The organism is Streptomyces sp. NPDC060184, from assembly GCF_042728795.1.
Lineage (GTDB): Bacteria > Actinomycetota > Actinomycetes > Streptomycetales > Streptomycetaceae > Streptomyces.
On sequence record NZ_JBHWYX010000036.1, the window covers coordinates 1 to 20,176 of the forward strand.

The window sequence follows — 20,176 nt, forward strand, 5'->3', positions numbered from 1 at the left end:
CGTCCACGTCCTCACGGTCCACCGTCAGGTCATCGGCGAACCCCCGGTCACCGGTCGCGTCGGGCACGTACTTCACAGGGACAACGATCCTCAAGGTCACGACGGCTCTCCTGCCTGGTGGTGTTCGTAGTGTCGAGATTATGGCACTCAGTACCCTCTGTAAAGGTACGCAGTGCCAGATCGGGGTGTCCGGTGCTACGTTGCGCGGCATGACCGATGCGCGCAGACCAGCGAAGAAGGCCCCCATGCGGGAGGCGCTCGCCGAGGCGGCGTTCGAGCTCTTCATGGAGAAGGGCTTCGAACGGACCACGGTGGACGACATCGTGGCGCGCGCGGGGGTCGGGCGCCGCTCGTTCTTCCGCTACTTCCCGTCGAAGGACGACGTGGTCTTCCCGGACCACGAGAGCTGCCTCGCCGAGACGACGGCCTTCCTCGCCGCCGCGGAGGCCGCGGAGATCACGGACGGCGGGTACGCCGCCGATCCGATCGGCACCGTCTGCGGCGCGGCACGGATCGTGCTGAACATGTATGCGGCCAAGCCCGAATTCTCGGTCCGGCGTTACCGGTTGACCCGCGAGGTGCCCGGGCTGCGCGCGTACGAACTCTCCGTCGTGCGCCGGTACGAACAGATCTTCGCGGGCTACCTCCGGCACGCCTACCGCAACCTGCCCGACGGGGTGCTGCGGGCCGAGGTGGCCGCCGCCTCGGTGGCGGCGGCGCACAACAACGGCCTCCGCCTCTGGCTGCGTTCGGGCGGCGAGGGAGATGCCTGGGCGGCCGTCGACCACGCGCTGGGCATGGTGCGCGAGCTCTGGTCCGCCCCGGCCGGGCCGGCGGTGCGGGCCGCGCCGCCGGGCGTGTTCGAGGTGGGCGGCGCGACGGGTGCGGAAGGGGTGGAGCGGGACGTGATCGTCATGGTCGCTCAGCGCGGAACCCCGATGTGGAGGGTCGTCCAGCAGATCGAGGCGGCCGTGGGGGAGAGCTGAACGCGGGGCCGGGCGCGGGCGGATGAGCGGGGCGGAGGCACGCGGACGAGGGGGCGGGGGCAGGTCGACGAGGGGGCGGGGGCGGGCGAAACGCAACAATGGGCACTCAGTGTCTTTACCTCAAGGCACTGAGTGCCATATGGTGCGGACGCGCCGCTGTCGAGGTGCGGCGCGTTCGAGCCGAGCGCAGGGGGTCCCGACATGTTCCAGTCAGCAAGTGGCACCGCGCACCAGGTGGTCGAAGAGACGGGGCTGCCCTATCAGCGTTGCCGCTGGTGCGGGACGGCCTCCTTTCGCCGACTGCTCTGCCCGGTCTGCGCGTCGAGCGACTTCACCCCGGAGCGCAGCTCCGGTGACGGGGTCGTCGTACGGACCGCAGTCGTCCACCGTTACACCGAAGACGCCCGCAACGAATCCCTGGTCCGCTTCCCGGAAGGGTTCGTCTTCCGCTGCCAAGTCGTCGGGGCCGCCCCGCACTTGGTGGAGGTCGGCGCCCGGGTGCGCCCGCTTCCCGCCGAGGAGCCGGCAGCGGGCGACGTGATCCTGGAGCTCTGCCGGCCGCCCGCCCACCGCGACTGGTACTGACACCCCTCACCGAGCGCACCGGAACGGGGCGATCAGCCGAGCCTCTTGACCAACTCGGCGGCCAACGGCGCCGAGGAAGCCGGATTCTGACCTGTGATCAGGTTGCGGTCGGTGATGACGTACGGTGCCCACGGGTCGCTCTCCCGGAAGTCCGCGCCCAGTTCCACCAGCCGGTCCTGGAGCAGCCAGCGCGCCTTCTGGGCGAAGCCCGCCTGGGTCTCCTCCGCGTTGGTGAAGCCGGTCAGCCGGTACCCGGCGAAGGTGGGGGAGCCGTCCGGGCGCTTCGCGGCGAGCAGGGCGGCCGGGGCGTGGCACACCACGCCGAGCGGCTTGCCCGAATCCAGCGCGCGGGTCAGGAGTTCGCCGGACACGGTGTCGACGGCGAGGTCCTCCATGGGCCCGTGGCCGCCGGGGTAGAACACCGCGTCGTACTCCTCCAGCCGTACGTCGTCCAGGGCCAACGGCGTACGCAACTCGTCCATGCCGGCCAGTGTCGCGGCGATCCGGTCCGCGTTCTCCTGCCCGCCGTTGACTTCCGGGGCGAGGCTCGCCCGGTCCACGGTCGGCTCCACGCCGCCCGGGGTGGCCACGACGACCTCGTGACCGGCCGCCTTGAACGCCTCGTACGGGGCGACGGCCTCCTCCGCCCAGAAGCCGGTGGGGTGCTTGCTGCCGTCCGCCAGGGTCCAGTGGTCCGCGCCCGTCACCACAAAAAGGATCTTCGCCATGTCGCACATCTCCGGGGTCGTGGGGGTTGTCGCGTCGTGGGTTGCCGACCCCTCGACCGTAGGACGGACCCCGCCCGTGACGCCAACCGGCGGACCGGGGCGGGCCGGGCCGGGGGTGTGCGCGGGGGAGGCGGGGCAGCGGGAACCGGCGGCCCCGCCCGCCCCGGGAAAGTTCTTGCGTACCGTGCGGGAGCCGTGCCACGCTGGCCGCGCCCTCCACGGTGTACGGGTCCCTCCGGGCCCGCACGGACGGAACACGAAGGATTGAGCCAATTGTCAACGACGTCCCTCAGCGGCCGTCGTCGGTACTGACAGGTCCGCCCCGGCGGCACCTTCCGGCCGGTACCACGCCACACAGCACGGCGGCCCCACGATGCGGTGCCCGGCGCACCGCCGCCGCTCCCTGCCCGGAGCGGGCGCGACGAACCAGATCGCGCGATCCCGCGCGCCCGCACGGGCCGTGCGCGACGCGCTCCCGCCCCGTCACCTTCGTGAGGTAACCACCATCGTGGACACCACCGTCCAGAGCTTTGCCGTCGCCCATCTCCAGCGCCGTCCCGACGCGGTGGAGACCGGCGGCTTCGTCGCGGGATTCGATCCCGCCACGTCCAGCCCGTACATCAACTACGCCACCCCGCTGCCCGGCGCCCGGCCGACCCCGGAGGACGTGCGTGCCCTCGTCGGCGCCTTCCGCGTGCGCGGCCTGCTGCCCCGCCTGGAGTTCGCGCCGGGCGCCGCCCCCGCCGTGGAGGCGGCGCTGCTGGGCGCCGGTTTCACCGTCGAGGAGACGCACCCGTACCTGGTCTGCACCCCCGCCACCCTGACCCCGGGGCCCTGGGGCGGCGCGGCCGGCGGGGGCCCGGCCCTCCGCGTGGAGACGCCCGCGACCGAGGAGGAGTACGCGACGGTCGACGCGGCTCTCTCGGAGTCCTTCGGCGGCGCCTTCGCCCCCACCGCGCACGGCACCGCCCGGCTCCGCCGCACGCAGGAGAGCGGCGGAGGCGTCCGTTTCGTCCGGGCGCCCGACGGCAGCTGCGCGGGCGGCGCCTCCTGCTCCGCCCCCGCGGCCGGGACCGCCGAACTCGCCGGAGTCGGCACCCGCCCCGCCTTCCGGGGCCGGGGCATCGCCGGGGCGGTCACGGCGGCGCTGACCGGGGCGATGTTCGACCGGGGCGCCGACTCGGTCTGGCTGGAGTTCTCCGGTGAGGGCTCACGCCGCGTGTACGAGCGCCTCGGCTACCGGCCGCAGGGCACCCGCCTGTACATGAGCCTGTCCCGGAACTCCTGCTGAGAGCCCCTCCGGGGCCAGGCACGGCCCGCGCCTGGCCCCGGAGGGCGGCCCCGCCCCGGACAGCGGGTTTCACGGGCCGGAAACCTCTGCGCTTTCGGGGGTACGGCCGGACCGTGCTTAGCTGGAGACATGATCGATGACTTTCTCGCCGAAAACGCACGGAACGCACGGAACACCAGGAGCGCCGGGAACACCGGAGGCACCGGGAGTGTCGGGCAGGTGGCGCTGGTCGAGGAGGCGGTACGCGAGGCGGTGGCCGCGGAGATCATGCCCCGCCACCGCAAGCTCGCCGCCGACGACATCATCGAGAAGAGCGGTCCGCACGACCTCGTCACCAGCGCCGACCGGGAGGCGGAGAAGCACCTCACCGCCGCGCTGACCCGCATCCTGCCGGGCTCGGTGGTGGTCGGCGAGGAGGCGGTGCACGCCGATCCGACCGTGTACGGCGCGCTGTCCGGGGACGCGCCGGTGTGGATCGTGGACCCCGTGGACGGCACCCGCCAGTTCGTCCGCGGCGAGTCCGGATTCTGCACCCTCGTCGCCCTCGCCCACCACGGTGAGCTCATCGCCTCGTGGACGTACGCCCCCGTGCTCCAGGAGATGGCCGTCGCGGTTCGGGGCCGGGGCGCCACGCTCAACGGAGCGCCCCTGCGGTCGGGCTCGCCCGAGCCCGGCGCCGTCCTGAGGGTCGCGATGTCCCACCCCGACTTCACCACCGACGAACAGAAGCGTGCCCTGCTCGGCCTGCGGACCGAGGGCATCGAGGCCCGCGCCTGCGGTTCGGCCGGGCTGGAGTACCTGGCCGTCGCCCGGGGCGACCTCGACGCACTCGCCTTCAACTGGGAGTTCGCCTGGGACCACGCGGCGGGGCTGCTGCTGGTCGCCGAGGCCGGCGGATCCCACGCCACGCTGTCCGGCGCCCGTTTCAGGCTGGCCGGCGACAACGACCTGCCGTTCGCGGTCGGCCGGGACGAGGCCACCGTCGCCCGCATCCGCGCGGCCCTGCTCAGCAACGTCTGACGCCCCGGCGCCCAGGGCGGCACCGCGGAGCCGCGAGCACCACGGCGCTCCAAGGCACCACAGCCGCTCCGGCGCTCGGCGGTGCGACCGCGCCGCCGCTCAGGCCCTCCCGCGCGCCAGTACCTCCCGCACCTCACGCACCACGTCCCGGGCCGTCTCCACCGCCGCCGGGCCGAGGTCGCGCAGCGCGGAGGCCACCCGCTCCGCGAAGCCGGGCGGAGTCTCCGGCAGCGCCGCCGCGGCGGCCAGCGCGCCCTTCTCGTTCAGGCACCAGGTGCGATGGTGCCCGTGCAGCGCCTGGGCGAGAATCCCGAACGCCCGCGACAGGCAGAGGGACACATGGAGGGTGTCTCCCGCCGGGGCGGACTTCGCGGCCGAGCTCACCAGGAACTCCGCCTCCCAGGCTCCGTCCGCCAGGGCCCGCCGCAACGGCTCCGGATACAGACGGACTTGTGTCTGAAGTTCCGTCAGTTCACCTTCCGGGTCGGTGAGTACGCGCCCGAGCGCGACCTCACCCGGATAGCAAGGCGACCAGAAGCCCAGCGGATGCCCCGGCTGCACCCCGACTTCGTACCGCCCCTCCCGGCAGTCCGCCCAGACCGCTTCCACCCGGTCCAGGTCCCGCAGGATCCAGTCCACCGCGACGCCGCCGACCCGCAGCCAGCCGCCCCCGTTCACCCAGGGGCCCCAACTGCCCGGCCCCTCCACCACCGCAGGTGTTCCCTGCGCCTCGGAGGCGAGGGCGATCAGCGCGTCGAGATCGGGCGAACCCCGGTAGTAGAGGCCCAGATCCCAGTCGGAGTCGGGGCGATGGGTGCCACGGGCCCGGCTGCCGCCGAGGGCGACGGCACGGACGCCGCCCACGCCGACCAGGCGGGCGGCCATGGCGGCGACGGAGGACGCGGTCTTTTCGGCGGAGTCGGTCATCGGACGGGAGGGTACCCACGCGTACGCCGCCCGCGCGCGGGAATATCCTGGTTCTCCAAGGGCTGTCCCGCCGCCCCGCGAAGGAGTCCCGAGGTGTCGCAGATGCTTGACGCAGTCGTCGTGGGGGCCGGGCCCAACGGACTGACCGCCGCAGCCGAACTGGCCCGCCGCGGCTACGCGGTGGAGGTCTTCGAGGCCGCCGACACGGTCGGCGGCGGCGCCCGCACCCGTGAACTGACTCTCCCCGGCTACCGCCACGACCCCTGCTCCGCCGTCCACCCGCTCGGCATCGGCTCCCCGGCGTTCGCCGGGATGCCGCTCGCCGACCACGGGCTGGAGTGGATCCAGCCGGAACTGGCCCTCGCCCACCCCTTCCCCGACGGCACGGCCGCCGTGCTCAACCGCTCGGTGGGGGAGACCGCCGCCTCGCTCGGACCCCGCGACGCGGGCGCCTACCGCCGGCTCGTCGCCCCCTACCTCGGCCACTGGGAGACGCTCGCCCAGGACTTCCTGCGCACCCCGTGGCTCGGCCTGCCCCGCGACCCGTACCGCTGGGTGCGCTTCGGCCTCGACGCCCTCCAGCCCGCCACGCTGCTCTCCCGGCGCTTTCGCGACGAGAAGGCCCGCGCGCTCCTCGCCGGACTCGCCGCACACGCCATCGCCCCCACCTCCGGGGTGGCCACCGGCGGGATCGCGCTGCTCTTCGCGCTCGCCGCGCACGCCAACGGCTGGCCGGTGCCCCGGGGCGGCTCGCAGTCCATCTCCGACGCCCTCGCCTCCTACCTGCGCAGCCAGGGCGGCACCATCCGTACCGGCATCGAGGTCAAGCGCCTGGACGAGCTGCCGCCCGCCCGCGCCTACGTCTTCGACACCTCTCCGACCGCGCTCGCCCGGATCGCCGGACTCGGCAACGCCTACCGGCACTACCGCTACGGCGCCGCCACCTTCAAGATCGACTACGCGCTCTCCGGCCCGGTCCCCTGGACGGCCGAGGAGGCCCGGCGCGCCGGGACCGTCCACGTCGGACCCACCGCCCCCGAGATCGACGCCGCGCTCCGCGCCGCCGTCGACGGCCGCGACCCGAGCGTCCCGTTCCTGATCACCGCCCAGCCGAGCCTGGCCGACCCCACCCGCGCGCCCCGGGGACACCACGTCTTCTGGGTGTACGGACACGTGCCGGCCCGCTGGGAGGGCGACGCCACCGAGGTCATCGAACGCCAGCTGGAGCGGTTCGCACCCGGTTTCCGCGACCTGGTGCTGGCCCGGGCCGTGGCCGGACCCCGGGAGCTCGCCGCGCACAACGCCAACTACGTCGGGGGCGACATCGCCTGCGGCGCTTTCGCCGGACTCCAGACCGTCATCCGCCCCAAGCTCGCCCGCGTCCCGTACGCCACCGCCCACCCCGCGGTCTTCCTCTGCTCCTCGGCCACCCCGCCCGGCCCCGGCGTCCACGGCATGTCCGGCCACCACGCCGCCCGCGCCGTCTGGCGCAGCCTGCGCGCCGCGGGCTGATCCCGGGGAGGGCCGGCGCGACCTCCATGTCGGATTTCCGCCAGCCCCCGGCTCCCGGGTGACCGATGCTTGAAGCATGCACACCGACACCGAGCGCTGCGTGCGGGCCGTCCAGTCCAAGGACGCCCGCTTCGACGGATGGTTCTTCACCGCGGTCCTGACCACCCGGATCTACTGCCGTCCCAGCTGCCCCGTCCTGCCGCCCAAGGTCGAGAACATGACCTTCTACCCCAGTGCGGCGGCCTGCCAGCAGGCCGGGTTCCGGGCCTGCAAGCGCTGCCGGCCCGACACCAGCCCGGGCTCCCCGGAGTGGAACGCCCGCGCCGACTCCGTCGCCCGCGCCATGCGGCTCATCCAGGACGGGGTGGTCGACCGCGAGGGCGTGCCCGGGCTCGCCGCCCGCCTCGGCTACTCCGCCCGCCAGATCGAACGCCAGCTCCTGGCCGAACTGGGAGCCGGGCCGCTCGCCCTGGCCCGGGCCCAGCGGGCCCAGACCGCGCGGGTCCTCATCGAGACGACCGCGCTGCCGATGGCCGAGGTGGCGTTCGCCGCCGGATTCTCCTCCATCCGCACCTTCAACGAGACGATCCGCGAGGTCTTCGCCCTCGCACCCGGCGAACTGCGCACCCGCGCCGGACGCGGCGGCGGCGCCGCCACCACACCCGGCGTGATAGCGCTGCGCCTGCCCTACCGCGCCCCGCTCAACCCCAGCAACCTCTTCGGCCACCTCGCCGCCACCGCCGTCCCCGGTGTGGAGGAGTGGCGCGACGGCGCCTACCGGCGCACCCTGGCCCTCCCGCACGGCCACGGCATCGTGGCGCTCTCCCCGCGCCCCGACCACATCGCCTGCCGCCTCCAGCTCACCGACCCCCGCGACCTCACCCTCGCCATCAGCCGCTGCCGCCGCCTGCTCGACCTGGACGCGGACCCGGTGGCCGTGGACGGTCAGCTGCGCACCGACCCGCTGCTCGCCCCCCTGGTGGACGCCGCTCCGGGCCGCCGGGTGCCGCGCACGGTGGACGGCGCGGAGTTCGCCGTACGCGCCGTACTGGGCCAGCAGGTCTCCACCGCCGCCGCCCGCACCCACGCGGCCCGGCTGGTCACGGCGTACGGGAAGCCCGTGGAGGACTCCGAGGGCGGGCTCACCCACCTCTTCCCGGCGCCGGAGGCGCTGGCGGGGCTGGACCCGGAGGCGCTCGCCCTGCCGCGCACCCGGCGCACCACGCTGACCACCCTCGTCGGCGCGCTGGCCGACGGATCGCTCCGGCTGGACGCCGCCGACACCGACTGGGACGAGGCCCGCGCCGCGCTGACCGCGCTGCCCGGGTTCGGGCCGTGGACGGTGGAGGTGATCGCCATGCGGGCCCTCGGCGACCCGGACGCCTTCTGCCCGACCGACCTCGGCATCCGGCGTGCGGCCGAGCGGCTGGGGCTGCCGTCGACCCCGGCGGCGCTCACCGCACGGGCGGCCGGGTGGCGGCCCTGGCGGGCGTACGCCGTGCAGTACCTGTGGACCGTCGACGGGCACCCCGTCAACCGGCTGCCCGAGTGACCCCGGCCCCGACGCGCCCCGACCTCCGAACCCGAAGGAAGCACCCATGAGCACCACCGTCCACCCGCGCACCAGGACCCACACCCTGCTCGACAGCCCCTACGGTCCGCTCACCCTCGTCGCCACCGACGGCGTCCTCAGCGCCCTGTACATGACCGACCACCGTCATCAACCACCGCGCGAGACCTTCGGGGAGGAGGTGGACACCGGTTCCTTCGCCGAGGCGGTCCGGCAGCTGGGGGAGTACTTCGACGGGACGCGCACCGAGTTCGACCTGCCCCTGCACCTGGAGGGCACCCCGTTCCAGCGGATCGTCTGGGCGGAGCTCCAGCGCATCCCGTACGGCGAGACCCTCTCCTACGGCGCACTGGCCGGCCGGCTCGGCAAGCCCGGCGCCTCCCGCGCGGTCGGCCTGGCCAACGGCCGCAATCCGGTCTCGATCATCGTCCCGTGCCACCGGGTCATCGGCGCCTCCGGGAGCCTCACCGGATACGGCGGCGGGCTCGACCGCAAGCAGCGCCTGCTGGCGTTCGAACGCGGCACGGAGGACGACACCCCGGCCCTGTTCTGAGGGCCGAGGCTGAGGGCGCGAAGGGCCGAGGGGCCGGGGGGGCCGAGGGCCCGGGACGCGGAGGAGCCCGGTGACCGTCTCGGCGGTCACCGGGCTCCTCCGCGTACACGTCCGGACGGGGACGTCAGCCGGTGAAGATCTCGGTCACCGTCCAGATCGCCAGCCCGAGCATGCAGAGACCGCCGACGCGCTGGACGGTCTTGAGCGGCACCCGCTTGGCGATGAACCGGCCGGCCAGCAGCGCCAGCGCGGAGACGGACATCAGCGCGGCGGCGGAGCCGATCGCCACGGACCAGGCACCGTTGCTCGCGGCGAGGTTGGCCGTGGTGATCTGGGTGAGGTCGCCCCACTCGCTGATGAAGACGGCCATGAACGCCGTCCCGTAGACCGGCCAGAAACCGGTGACGGTCTTGACCTCCTCGTCCTCGTCCTCGTCGTCGCCCCCGCCGCGCAGCAGCATGAAGGCGCCGAAGGCGAAGAGCAGGGCCGAGACCAGCTTGACGATCCAGTCGGGCAACAGCCCGAGGAGACCACCCGCGCCGACCGCGATGGCCACGTGGACGATGAACGCGGACGACGTGCCGAACCAGACGTACAGGGGCTTCATGCGCGTGCCCATGGCGAGCGACGCGAACATCGTCTTGTCCGGCAGCTCGGCGAGGAAGATCAGCCCGAAGGCGGTGATGATCGCCAGGGGGTCGAGGTGCATTCCGGGTGGCTTTCTGTGAGAGCCGGGCCCCGGGCCTTCGCGAAGCGCCGCACGGGCTCTCGGAGGACCACTCGGCCCGGCACGACGCAGCACCCGCGGGGCGCGGGTGTGTCATACCTGACCGAAGGTCTCGCCCACCCGCCACGACCGACGGGCCCGGCCACCGGGAATCCGGGGATTCCAGTGTGTCGACGACCGGTTTTCGGGGCTACTCCCCTTCGCAGCCCTCAACACTACCCCACCCGCACCCCCGGGGGGCTCAGCCGGCACCGCCCGCGCCACCCGCCGCCAGCCGTTCCAGCAGAGCCGGGAGCGCCGTACCGATCGGCTCGCGCACCACCTCGTCGGCCCGGTCGTCGTACGGGGTCGGCTCCGCGTTCACGATGATCAGCCGGGCTCCGTGGTCGGCGGCCAGACCGGCGAGCGCTGCCGCCGGGTGCACCTGGAGCGACGTACCCACCGCGACGAACACCTCGCACCCCTTGGCGATCGCCACCGCCGTCGCCAGCACCTCGGGGTCCAGCCGCTCGCCGAACATGACCGTCGCCGACTTGAGGACGCCCCCGCAGCCCGTGCACGCCGGGTCCGGCTCGCCCGCCTCCACCCGGCGCAGCGCGTCGGCCATGGAGGAGCGGGCGTGGCACCGGGTGCAGACCACCTCTCGTGCGGTGCCGTGGAGCTCGACGACCTTGCGGGCGGAGAGCCCCGCCTCCTGGTGCAGCCCGTCGACGTTCTGGGTGAGGACCCGCACCGCCGTGCCGGACCGCTCCAGATCCGCCACGGCCCGGTGGGCCGCGTTCGGCCGGGCGTTCCACGCGGCATGGGTGCGGCGCATCTGCCAGGAGCGGCGGCGGATCTCCGGATCGGACATGTAGAAGTCGTAGGTGACGAGCTTCTCGGCCTCCGGGTCCCGCGTCCACACACCGTCGGGGCCGCGGTAGTCGGGGATGCCGGAGTCCGTCGAGACGCCGGCACCGCTGAGGATCGCGACGAGAGTCATGCGGGGGAGCCTACGGACGGGAAACCCCTCCGACGACCCGATTTCCCCCGCTCCCGTCCGCACGGTCGGCGACCGGACTCCCGGTGCGGACGGCCCGTCAGAGGGCGGCCGGCCGGCCGTCCTCCAGTTCCACCGCTCCGGTGCCCGCGTCGAGCGCCGCCAGTGCGGCCTCCACCCGCAGGCCGAGCGACCCGAGGAGGTGTTCGGGGAGGGCGGAACGTTCCACCAGCTTCCAGGACAGCAGCTCCTCCTCCTGGAGGACGATCGCCGCCAGCTGCGCCTCGCTCAGCACCCCGCCGTCGAACAGGTACGCAGCGATCGGCGGGCGGGCCGGGCCGCGTACCCAGTCCACCACCAGGAGCCGCCCGGGCTCCAGGTCGAGGCCGATCTCCTCGGCGGTCTCGCGCCTCGCCCCGGCCCGGGGGCCCTCGCCGGTGTCCGACTCGATCGTCCCGCCGGGCAGCGCCCAGCCCGCACGGTAGTTCGGCTCGACCAGCAGGACCCGGCCCGTCGTGTCGCGGAAGAGGCATGCGGCGCCCGCCAGGATCCGGGGCAGGCCGGCGATGTAGGCGGCGTAGTCGTCAGTTGTGGTCACCGCGCCAGGTTAAGGGCTGTCCCGTGGAGGGTGTCCACGCGCCGTGGGAGCTCTTGCCCCGCCTGCTCCGTCCCGCTGCCGATGGGCCGGTGGGGGGATTTCTGACGGTTTGTCGGTCACGCCGGTGCCTACTCGTGGATCACCTGTGGCATCCCTTGGGTGCCCCTCCCATTAGTACGACAATCGTTCCGGCTTCAAGGAGTCCCGCATGTCCCTCTCCGCCTCCACCCGTACCCACGCACTCCGCGCAGGCACCCTCGTGGCAGCCGCCGGCATCGCTCTCACCTGCGCACCCGAGGCTTTCGCCGTCCCCGGCGACAGCGGCGACCTCAACATCGTGGAGGTCCGCAACGCGGGCCGCGAGAGCCGTGCGAACGGCGGCGCGATCTGCCAGTTCCGCCTGTCGGCCAACAACTTCGAGACGCTCCCGTCGGTCGCCTGGACCATCACGGAGCAGCCGCTGACCGTCCCGCCCGGCAACGCGCTGGCCGGCACGCTTCCCCTCGCCCAGGGCAGGGCCCGCAGCCCGCAGTACCAGCTGCCGGACGGCACCTACCAGCTCCAGTGGGTCGTCCCGACCGGCCTGACCAAGCAGCGGACCTTCGTCGTCAACTGCCCCGAGGAGAGCCGCGGCGGTCGCGGAGGCGAGCGCAACCAGACGGCCGGCGGGCAGGCCGCCGGCAACCAGGCCGCTTCCGACACCACGGCTGCCGACGGCGCGATCGCCGACACGCAGGCCGCCGACACCCCGGCCGCCGCCTCGGGCACCCGCCCCTCCGGCGGTGTCCCCGCGGGCGGCGGTGGCGTTCCCACCCTGGAGACCGCGAGCTACGACGGCGACTCCGGCCCCGGGGCGGGGACCACCGCCGCCGTGGCGGCGGGAGTGGCCGGACTCGCCGGGCTCGTCCTGGCCCGCCGGGCAGCGCGCCGTCGCGCCCGTGGCGAGGCGTAACACTCCGCGACGGCGGCGCCGAGGGCCGAGTCGCGCATGCCGTCTCACTCTGACGCTGTGCGCGACCTTCTCCCTCGTGGCAGGCATCGTCCACGTATGCGGTGACGCGTCCGACGATGCGACGGCGCATGCCGCCGCCCGTGGCTCCGACGCCGCGGGCGGCGGGTCGCCGCCGTTCCGGAGGGCACCGCACCGCATGCCCGAGCGCATCCCGGAATCCCACCCCCCGCTGAGCCCTTCCCGGGCGGTGAAGATCGCGATCCCCGCCATCTACATCGAGGCCCCGCTCGTCGGCCTGAAGCTCGACGCCAAGGGCCGGCTGGAGGCCCCGCCGATCGACCGGCCCAAGGTGGCGGGCTGGTACCAGGACGGGCCGTCGCCGGGGGAGGCGGGTACGGCCCTGATCGTCGGCCACCGGGACACCGAGACGGGTCCCGCCATCTTCCTGAACCTGAACGCCCTGCGCAGGGGCGATGCCGTCAAGGTCCGGCGCGCCGACCGGCGGACGGCCGTCTTCACCGTCGACACCGTCAAGACCTACAAGAAGAGCGAATTCCCCGACGACAAGGTCTACGGGACGACGAACCGTCCCGAACTGCGGCTGCTGACCTGCGGCGGACGCTTCGACAAGAAGACCGGCTACTCCGCCAACGTCGTCGTCTTCGCCCACCTCACCTCGCTCACCCCTGCCGCCTGAACCCGAGGGTTGCCCCCGACGGGCCGCACGCCTCGCGTGCGGCCCGTCGGGCGTGTTCCGGGGGTGGCCGGACGCGTTCCCGTACCGGCCCCGGGGCAACCGCGACCGGAGTATGGGCAGATCAGGTGGGCTGCGGATAGGGTCGAGCGGCACGAGAGCCTGTTCGATAGCGAAGGATGCAGGGTGGCGGACGGAGCAGCAGAGATGGTGACCGCGCGGGTGCTGGTCGCGGCGGACAAGTTCAAGGGTTCCCTCACGGCGGCGCAGGTCGCGCAGCGGGTGACCACCGGACTGCGGCGCGTCGTCCCCGGACTCCAGGTGGAGACGCTGCCCGTGGCGGACGGCGGCGACGGCACGGTCGCCGCCGCGCTCGCCGCCGGATTCGAGCGCAGAACGGCCCGGGTGACCGGCCCGCTCGGTGAGCCGGTCGACGCGGCGTACGCGCTGCGCTCCACCACGGCCGTGGTGGAGATGGCGGAGGCGTCCGGGCTCCAGCACCTGCCGCCGGGTGTGTTCGCCCCCCTCACCGCGACGACCCACGGCTCCGGCGAACTGCTGCGGGCCGCACTGGACGACGGCGCCCGGACCATCGTGTTCGGCGTGGGCGGCAGCGCCACCACGGACGGTGGCGCGGGCATGCTGACCGCGCTCGGAGCCCGCTTCCTGGACGAGGACGGCGCACCGGTCGGCCCCGGCGGCGGCGGCCTCGCACGCATCGCGGAAGCCGACCTCTCCGGTCTCGACCCGCGCCTCGCCTCCGTGGACCTGGTGCTCGCCAGCGACGTGGACAATCCGCTGACCGGGCCGAAGGGCGCCCCCGCCGTGTACGGACGTCAGAAGGGGGCCACCGACGAGGACATCGCGGTCCTGGACGCCGCGCTCGCCCGCTACGCCGCCGTACTCGGCCCCGAGCAGGCCGCGTCGCCCGGTGCGGGCGCGGCCGGTGGCATCGGCTACGGCGCGCTGGTGGGGCTCGGGGCCCGGTTCCGCCCCGGTATCGAGGTGATGCTCGACGTGCTGGGGTTCGCCCCCGCGCTGGCCCGCGCCACGCTCGTCGTCACCGGCGAGGGCTCGCTCGACGAACAGACCCTGCACGGGAAGGCGCCCGCCGGTGTCGCGGCGGCGGCCCGCGCCGCCGGTGTGAAGGTCGTCGCCGTGTGCGGCCGACTGGCGCTGAGCGCGGAGGAGTTGGAGAAGGCGGGCATCGCGCGCGCCTACGCCCTCGCGGACCTGGAGCCCGACCCCGCCGTCTCCATGGCCCAGGCCGGGCCCCTGCTGGAGCGGGCGGCGGAGTCCATCGCCCGCGATCACCTCGGCTGACCGACGAGCCGTCTCCGGGGCCCGGTGCGGCGCCCTGGTCATGTGGTGAAAGCAGCGTCGTCCGCCCGACCGGCGGGACCTCCACCACACACGACCTGCGCGCACCGGGCCCGTCCGCCGAGACGGTGGCACCAGCCGTAACGCCTGTGTTCCCAGGGCCGGTTCGGCTTTTGCGTGCGGCCGGGACGGCGACCTCGCGAGCCGGCCGTCCATGCCGCCGCGGGCGGTTGCGCCCACCGTGAGGCGGGGCGGCGCGGCCGGGGCCGTCGCCCGCCCCCGTGAGACGCCGCACTCCAGCCGGGAATCCAACGCCCGTACCAGCGAATCGCGTTCGTCACCGAAGAGCGCCGACTGCGGGCCCCGTGCGCCCCTGACCGGCAGCCTCGCAGGCTCCGGCTGATACGCCAACAGCGCTGCGGACAGCAGCTGTTCCTGCGTGCCGAGCGGCGTCCGGTCCGGCTTTCCCGCGCCGCGCCCTCCGCGTCCCCCTTCCCGCGAGCCGTGCGGTCGCGCGTCGTCGCGAGGACGACACCGGCCCCCGCCTCCCGCGTTGGAGAGCGCCGCCCCTGTGCGCGCGCACAACCCGGCGCCGCCCGCACTGGTCGCCCGCATCGACTCCGCCGTACGCCGTGGACGTGCGGCGGGGCCGGTGCTGGTCTGTGGATCCCGGGGGCAGCCCGTCACCGCGGGCACGCCGCGCACCGGTCCACACGGATCCGCGCGCGATCCCGGCCACGACGGACCCGGCCGGACCCGGAGACGGCCGGGCCGCAGGACGGCCCGGCCCCCACCACGACGAGCAGGCGGAAGGAGGACGACGCATGGCAACGCTGGAGATCCGCTCGCTGTCCGTGGGCTACGGCCCGGTACGGGCCCTGCGGGACGTCTCGCTCGACGTCCCCGGCGGCACGATCACCGCCGTACTCGGCGGCAACGGCGCGGGCAAGACCACGCTGCTGCGGGCCGTCTCGCGGACCCTCGGCTTCCACCGGGGAAGCGGCACCGGCACCGTCCACTTCGACGGCCGCCCCCTGGACGGGCTGCGGCCCGCGCAGGTGGTCGCCGCCGGAGTGGTCCACGTACCCGAAGGGCGGCAGGTGTTCGCCCGGATGACGGTGGCCGACAATCTGCGGGCCGGTGCCCTCGGAGCCCGCGGCGGACGCAAGGAAGTGGCGGGCGCCCTCGCCCGCGTCCACGAGCTGTTCCCGGTGCTCGCGCAACGGGCGCACCAGCACGCCGGACTGCTGTCCGGCGGCGAACAGCAGATGCTCGCGATGGGGCGCGCGCTGATGGCCGGCCCGCGCCTGCTGCTGCTCGACGAGCCGTCGCTCGGCCTCGCCCCCCTGATGGCGGCGAAGATCGCCGAGACCGTCCGGGAGATCAACGCGGGCGGCACCTCCGTGCTGCTCGTCGAGCAGAACGCGGCCATCGCCCTGCGCCTCGCCTCCACCGCGTACGTCCTCGACGTCGGCGAGGTCGCCCTCGGCGGACCGGCCGCAGAACTCGCCGCCACCGACGAGGTGCGCCGCCGCTACCTCGGCGTCGTCGACGAGACGGCGGCCGAGGACGCGGCGGCCGGTGCCTCCCGCACCCTGCGCAGGTGGTCGGCGTGACCACCGCACCCACCCCCGCCGCCGCACCACCGGGCACCGACCGGCCCGCCCCGCTCACCGTCCGCGATGTGACCGTCAGGTTCGCCGGGCTCACCGCCCTCGACGCGGTCTCCTTCACCGTCGACCCCGGCAGCGTGCACGCGGTCATCGGCCCCAACGGGGCAGGGAAGTCGACCACGTTCAACGTGCTCTCCGGCGTCTGCCGGGCCACCTCCGGCACCGTGCACCTCGGCGCCACCGAACTCACCGGGCTGCCGGCCCACCGGATCGCCGCCCTCGGCGTCGCCCGCACCTTCCAGAACCTCGCGCTCCCGCCGCACGCCACCGTCGCCGAGAGCCTGCTGCTCGGACGGCACCGGCTGATGCGCTCCGGATTCGTCGCCGCCGGACTCCGGTTGCCGTCCGCCGCCCGGGAGGAGCGCCGCCACCTCGAACGGGTCCACGAGATCGCCGCGTTCATCGGCCTCGAAGCCGAGCTGGACCGGCCGGCGGGCTCCCTGCCCTACGGGGCGCAGAAGCTGGTCGAACTCGGCCGGGCGCTCTGCATGGAGCCCGAGGTACTGCTCCTGGACGAACCCGTCGCCGGTATGACCGCCGACGAACGCCGCCGGACCGCCGCCGTGGTGGCCGGAGTCCGCGACAGCCTCGGCATCTCCGTCGTACTCGTCGAACACGACATGGGCGTGGTGATGCGGCTCGCGGACGCCGTGACCGTACTCGACTTCGGACGCAGGATCGCCGACGGCACCCCCGCCGAGGTACAGAACGATCCCGCCGTCGTCCGCGCCTACCTGGGAGCAGAACAGGAATGACCACCTTCGTCGAACTCCTCCTGGGCGGCCTCTCCATCGGCTCCGTCTACGCCCTCATCGCCCTCGGCTTCGTCGTCATCTACAAGGCCACCGAGGTCGTCAACTTCGCCCACGCCTCCCTCCTGCTCGCCGGCGGATACCTGACGGCGGTGCTCCACGACGACATCGGCTTCTGGCCCGCGCTCGCCGTCGGTGTCGCGGGCGCGGCGGCCGTCGGCGCCGCCGTCGAACTCCTCGTCATACGCCGCTACCGGGGCGGCGACCACAGCGTGCTCGCCATCGTCACCATCGGGGTCGACATCCTCCTCACCACCGAACTCACCCGGCGCATGGGCACGGACGTGCTGCCGCTCGGCGATCCCTGGGGGAACGGCGTCGTCACCGTCGGCGGAGTCACGCTCGCCCAGACGAGGATCGCCGCCTTCGTCGCCGCCGCGCTGCTCATCACCGTGTTCCTGCTCGCCTTCCGCTTCACCTCCTGGGGCGTGTCGATGCGTGCCGCCGCGGAGAACCCGCAGACCGCCGCCCTCATGGGCATCCGGCTCGGCCGGGTCTCGCTCGCCGCCTGGGCGGTGGCCGGGGCGCTCGCCGCCGTCGCCGCCCTCTTCCTCACCGTGTTCCCCACCCCCGGACTCGAACGGGCCACCTCGCTCGCCGCGCTCAAGGCGTTCCCCGCGGCGATCCTCGGCGGCCTCGACTCGACCACCGGAGCCCTCGCCGGCGGACTCCTCGTCGGCGTCACCGAGTCCTTCGCCACGGGCTACCAGAGCGATCTCTCCTTCCTCGGACGGGGAATCGGCGACCTCGCGCCCTACCTGGTGATGCTGGTCGTGCTGCTGATCAGGCCCGCCGGACTCTTCGGCACGAAGGAGCCGGCCCGTGTCTGAGACCATGCCCGACCGGACCCCCACCCCGGCCGCCGCGCCGGACACCCGGGCGCCCTCGGCCCGTACGCACCGCGAACGCCTCCGTCACCCGCGTCCGTACCTCTGGCTCGCCGGGTCGGTGCTGATGGCGGCACTGCCGTTCTACCTGGACCGCTTCTGGCTCCAGGCCGGACTGTTCGCCATGGCCGCCGCGATCGGCGCCATCGGGATCAACCTGCTGACCGGGGCGACCGGACAGCTCTCCATGGGACACGGCTTCTTCCTCGCCGTCGGCGCGTACGGCTACTGCGTCCTCGCGGGGGAGCCGGGCGGCGCGGACGGCCGGGGCCTCACCGGACTCGCCCTGCCCACCTGGCTCGCCGCGATCCTCGCGGTGGCGCTGGCCGGGCTGGCCGGCGGGATCTTCAGCCCGATCGCGGCCCGACTGCGCGGCGCCTACCTCGGTATCGCCACCCTCGCGCTCATCTTCATCGGCCAGCACGTGCTGTTCAACGCGGGCTCACTCACCGGCGGTTACAACGGCCGCGCCGTCCCCCCGCTGTCGGTCTTCGGATTCGCCTTCGACGACTCCGAACGCGTCGTCGCCGCCGTGCCGTTCGGATCCTCCGAGAAGCTCTGGTACGTGGCCCTCGCCGCCCTCGTGCTCAGCGCGGTGTTCGCCCGCGGCGTGCTGCGGGGGAGGCCGGGCCGGGCGCTCAACGCGATCCGCGACCACCGGATCGCCGCCGGGGTGATGGGCGTCCCGGTGGCCCGGTACCGCGCCGGGGTGTTCGTCCTCTCGTCCATGTACGCGGGCTTGGCGGGCGTCCTGCTCGCCCTGGTCTTCCAGCGGACCGTCCCCGAGTACTTCGGCATGGCCCTCTCGCTCGAATACCTCGCCATGATCGTCATCGGCGGTCTCGGCACCGTCGCCGGGGCCGTGGTCGGCGCCGCCTTCGTCTCCCTGCTCCCGCAGGTGCTCACCCATTACAGCGAGTCCCTCCCGCTGGTCTCCGCCCCCGGTACGGGCGGAATCGCACCCGGTGAGGCATCCCGCTATCTCTACGGCGCCGCGGTCGTCGCGGTGGTCCTGTTCATGCCCGGTGGCCTTACGCGTCCGAAGAAATCAGGGGAGAAGAAATGAGAAAGCGTGTTCTCGGAGCCGTCGTCGCGGCTCTCGCCCTCACCCTCGCCGGGTGCAGCGGAAAAGCCACCGAGGGGAAGGACGGCGGGACGGACGAGGGCGGCGTCAAAACCGGCCGGGGCGTCACCGGCTCCACCATCACCCTCGGCGCGCTGACCGACATGACCGGGGTGTACGCCTCGCTCGGCAAGAGCGTCACCCAGGCCCAGCAGCTCTGGGTCGAGCAGACCAACGCCGCCGGAGGGATCTGCGACCGGAAGATCGAACTGACCGTACGCGACCACGGCTACGATCCGCAGAAGGCGATCGCCGCCTACACCGAGCTCGCACCCGAGGTCCTGGGCTTCACCCAGTTCATCGGCTCGCCGTTCGTCGCCGCCGTCGAGCAGCGCATCGACCAGGACCACGGCGTGGTGCTGCCGCAGGCCTGGTCGGCCAACCTGCTGGGCTCCCCGTACGTCCGGGTCATCGGCGCCACGTACGACGTCGAGACGATCAACCTGATCGACTACCTTCTCGACCGGAAGCGCATCGCCAAGGGCGACAAGATCGGCCAGGTGTACTTCGAGGGCGACTACGGCGAGAACGCGCTCGCCGGGGCGAAGTACGCCGCCGAGCAGGCCGGCCTCACCGTCGTCGAGCAGAAGATCAAGCCCACCGACAACGACATGACCGCACAGGTCTCCGCGCTCAAGCAGGCCGGAGTCAAGGCGATCGTCGTCAGCGCCGGACCCCGCCAGGCCGCCTCGCTCGTCGGTGTCGCCGCCGCGACCGGCTTCAAGGTCCCGGTCGTCGGCAACAACTCCGCCTTCGCACCGCAGCTGCTCGCGACCCCGGCCGGCCCCGCCCTGCTGGCCGACTACTACGTCGCCGCCTCCACCCTTCCCATCGGCGACCCCGGCGCCGGACCGGCGAAGCTGGCGAAGGAGTACACGGCCGCCTACCCGAAGGACGGCCTCGACAACGGCGTCGTCGCCGGATGGACCGCCGCCTCCGTCTACGGCGAGGCGCTGAAGAAGGCCTGCGACGCCAAGGACCTCACCCGCGAGGGCGTCGACAAGGCCCTGCTCACCGTCGAGGGCTACGGCGCCGACTTTGGGATGTCCCACGACTTCACCGACCCGAAGGCCCCCTCCACCCGGCAGAGCGTCATCATGAAGCCCGACGCCAAGGCCCCCGGCGGCCTCAAGGTGGTCCGCCCGGCGGCGGTCTCCCCGGCCGCCGCGTCGTACACGGTGAAGTAGCCCGCTCCACGGAGAAGCCCGCGGCCCCCGGCACGGCGCACGGCATCGGACC

General features: G+C 73.7%; 20 protein-coding genes and 1 pseudogene. 15 read left to right on the forward strand and 6 right to left on the reverse strand.

Annotated elements, in window-relative coordinates; translation table 11 throughout:
* Positions 1-100: pseudogene (locus tag ACFWEE_RS22990) on the reverse strand (electron transfer flavoprotein subunit beta); the annotation flags it as partial.
* A 109-nt stretch (positions 101-209) separates the two neighbouring features.
* Between ACFWEE_RS22990 and ACFWEE_RS22995 the strand changes: the two are divergent.
* Both ACFWEE_RS22995 and ACFWEE_RS23000 read left to right on the forward strand, forming a co-directional pair.
* Positions 210-986 carry a TetR family transcriptional regulator gene (locus tag ACFWEE_RS22995; RefSeq protein WP_386891681.1) on the forward strand — a complete coding sequence of 259 codons (777 nt, stop codon included), beginning with the start codon at positions 210-212 and terminating at the stop codon, positions 984-986.
* Positions 987-1,187: 201 nt separating this feature from the next.
* Positions 1,188-1,571: a Zn-ribbon domain-containing OB-fold protein gene (locus tag ACFWEE_RS23000; RefSeq protein WP_386891683.1), complete on the forward strand. Its 384-nt coding sequence runs from the start codon at positions 1,188-1,190 to the stop codon at positions 1,569-1,571.
* Between the two features lie 32 nt (positions 1,572-1,603).
* Here the strand turns inward: ACFWEE_RS23000 and ACFWEE_RS23005 are convergent, their stop codons facing one another.
* Entirely contained in the window at positions 1,604-2,299 is a 696-nt protein-coding gene (locus tag ACFWEE_RS23005; RefSeq protein ID WP_386891685.1) for a type 1 glutamine amidotransferase domain-containing protein, read from the reverse strand.
* 508 nt (positions 2,300-2,807) lie between these two features.
* On the opposite strand from ACFWEE_RS23005, the gene ACFWEE_RS23010 reads away from it, so the two are divergent.
* Together ACFWEE_RS23010 and ACFWEE_RS23015 are read left to right on the forward strand one after the other, a co-directional pair.
* On the forward strand, positions 2,808-3,590 hold the full coding sequence (locus tag ACFWEE_RS23010) for a GNAT family N-acetyltransferase (protein WP_386891687.1): 783 nt from the start codon (positions 2,808-2,810) through the stop codon (positions 3,588-3,590).
* Positions 3,591-3,719: 129 nt separating this feature from the next.
* Entirely contained in the window at positions 3,720-4,610 is an 891-nt protein-coding gene (locus tag ACFWEE_RS23015) for an inositol monophosphatase family protein (RefSeq protein WP_386891689.1), read from the forward strand.
* Between the two features lie 99 nt (positions 4,611-4,709).
* Here the strand turns inward: ACFWEE_RS23015 and ACFWEE_RS23020 are convergent, their stop codons facing one another.
* Entirely contained in the window at positions 4,710-5,537 is an 828-nt protein-coding gene (locus ACFWEE_RS23020) for a nucleotidyltransferase domain-containing protein (RefSeq protein WP_386891690.1), read from the reverse strand.
* Positions 5,538-5,630: 93 nt separating this feature from the next.
* On the opposite strand from ACFWEE_RS23020, the gene ACFWEE_RS23025 reads away from it, so the two are divergent.
* The 3 genes from ACFWEE_RS23025 (at position 5,631) to ACFWEE_RS23035 (ending at position 9,172) form a co-directional block, all read left to right on the forward strand.
* Complete coding sequence (locus ACFWEE_RS23025) at positions 5,631-7,049, forward strand: phytoene desaturase family protein (RefSeq protein ID WP_386891692.1); 1,419 nt, start codon at positions 5,631-5,633, stop codon at positions 7,047-7,049.
* 76 nt (positions 7,050-7,125) lie between these two features.
* Positions 7,126-8,601, forward strand: a complete 1,476-nt coding sequence (locus ACFWEE_RS23030) for an AlkA N-terminal domain-containing protein (protein ID WP_386891694.1) — start codon at positions 7,126-7,128, stop codon at positions 8,599-8,601.
* A 46-nt stretch (positions 8,602-8,647) separates the two neighbouring features.
* Positions 8,648-9,172: a methylated-DNA--[protein]-cysteine S-methyltransferase gene (locus tag ACFWEE_RS23035; protein ID WP_386891696.1), complete on the forward strand. Its 525-nt coding sequence runs from the start codon at positions 8,648-8,650 to the stop codon at positions 9,170-9,172.
* A gap of 124 nt (positions 9,173-9,296) precedes the next feature.
* Here ACFWEE_RS23035 and ACFWEE_RS23040 read toward each other — a convergent pair whose 3' ends face one another.
* The 3 genes from ACFWEE_RS23040 to ACFWEE_RS23050 form a co-directional block, all read right to left on the reverse strand.
* On the reverse strand, positions 9,297-9,881 hold the full coding sequence (locus ACFWEE_RS23040; protein WP_386891697.1) for a TMEM165/GDT1 family protein: 585 nt from the start codon (positions 9,879-9,881) through the stop codon (positions 9,297-9,299).
* Positions 9,882-10,140: 259 nt separating this feature from the next.
* A complete protein-coding gene (locus tag ACFWEE_RS23045; protein ID WP_386891699.1) occupies positions 10,141-10,881 on the reverse strand; it encodes an NAD-dependent deacetylase in 741 nt (246 codons plus the stop codon).
* A 97-nt stretch (positions 10,882-10,978) separates the two neighbouring features.
* On the reverse strand, positions 10,979-11,476 hold the full coding sequence (locus tag ACFWEE_RS23050; protein WP_386891700.1) for an NUDIX domain-containing protein: 498 nt from the start codon (positions 11,474-11,476) through the stop codon (positions 10,979-10,981).
* Between the two features lie 208 nt (positions 11,477-11,684).
* Between ACFWEE_RS23050 and ACFWEE_RS23055 the strand changes: the two genes are divergently transcribed.
* From ACFWEE_RS23055 to ACFWEE_RS23090, 8 genes are all read left to right on the forward strand, one after another.
* Entirely contained in the window at positions 11,685-12,428 is a 744-nt protein-coding gene (locus tag ACFWEE_RS23055) for a hypothetical protein (protein ID WP_386891701.1), read from the forward strand.
* Positions 12,429-12,477: 49 nt separating this feature from the next.
* Positions 12,478-13,125 carry a class F sortase gene (locus ACFWEE_RS23060; protein ID WP_386891790.1) on the forward strand — a complete coding sequence of 216 codons (648 nt, stop codon included), beginning with the start codon at positions 12,478-12,480 and terminating at the stop codon, positions 13,123-13,125.
* Between the two features lie 204 nt (positions 13,126-13,329).
* A complete protein-coding gene (locus ACFWEE_RS23065; protein ID WP_386891792.1) occupies positions 13,330-14,445 on the forward strand; it encodes a glycerate kinase in 1,116 nt (371 codons plus the stop codon).
* An 821-nt stretch (positions 14,446-15,266) separates the two neighbouring features.
* The gene (locus ACFWEE_RS23070) at positions 15,267-16,058 is read left to right on the forward strand and encodes an ABC transporter ATP-binding protein (RefSeq protein WP_386891703.1); all 792 of its coding nucleotides are present in this window, start codon (positions 15,267-15,269) and stop codon (positions 16,056-16,058) included.
* On the forward strand, positions 16,046-16,870 hold the full coding sequence (locus ACFWEE_RS23075; RefSeq protein ID WP_386891704.1) for an ABC transporter ATP-binding protein: 825 nt from the start codon (positions 16,046-16,048) through the stop codon (positions 16,868-16,870). The genes ACFWEE_RS23070 and ACFWEE_RS23075 overlap by 13 nt, the downstream gene beginning before the upstream one ends.
* Entirely contained in the window at positions 16,867-17,757 is an 891-nt protein-coding gene (locus ACFWEE_RS23080; protein ID WP_386891706.1) for a branched-chain amino acid ABC transporter permease, read from the forward strand. The genes ACFWEE_RS23075 and ACFWEE_RS23080 overlap by 4 nt, the downstream gene beginning before the upstream one ends.
* Before the next feature lie 4 nt (positions 17,758-17,761).
* Positions 17,762-18,880, forward strand: coding sequence for a branched-chain amino acid ABC transporter permease (locus ACFWEE_RS23085; RefSeq protein WP_386891794.1), 1,119 nt, complete (start codon positions 17,762-17,764; stop codon positions 18,878-18,880).
* Positions 18,877-20,124 (forward strand): ABC transporter substrate-binding protein, encoded by a 1,248-nt coding sequence (locus ACFWEE_RS23090; protein ID WP_386891707.1) that lies wholly within the window; start codon positions 18,877-18,879, stop codon positions 20,122-20,124. The genes ACFWEE_RS23085 and ACFWEE_RS23090 overlap by 4 nt, the downstream gene beginning before the upstream one ends.
* The last annotated feature ends 52 nt before the right edge of the window (positions 20,125-20,176 follow it).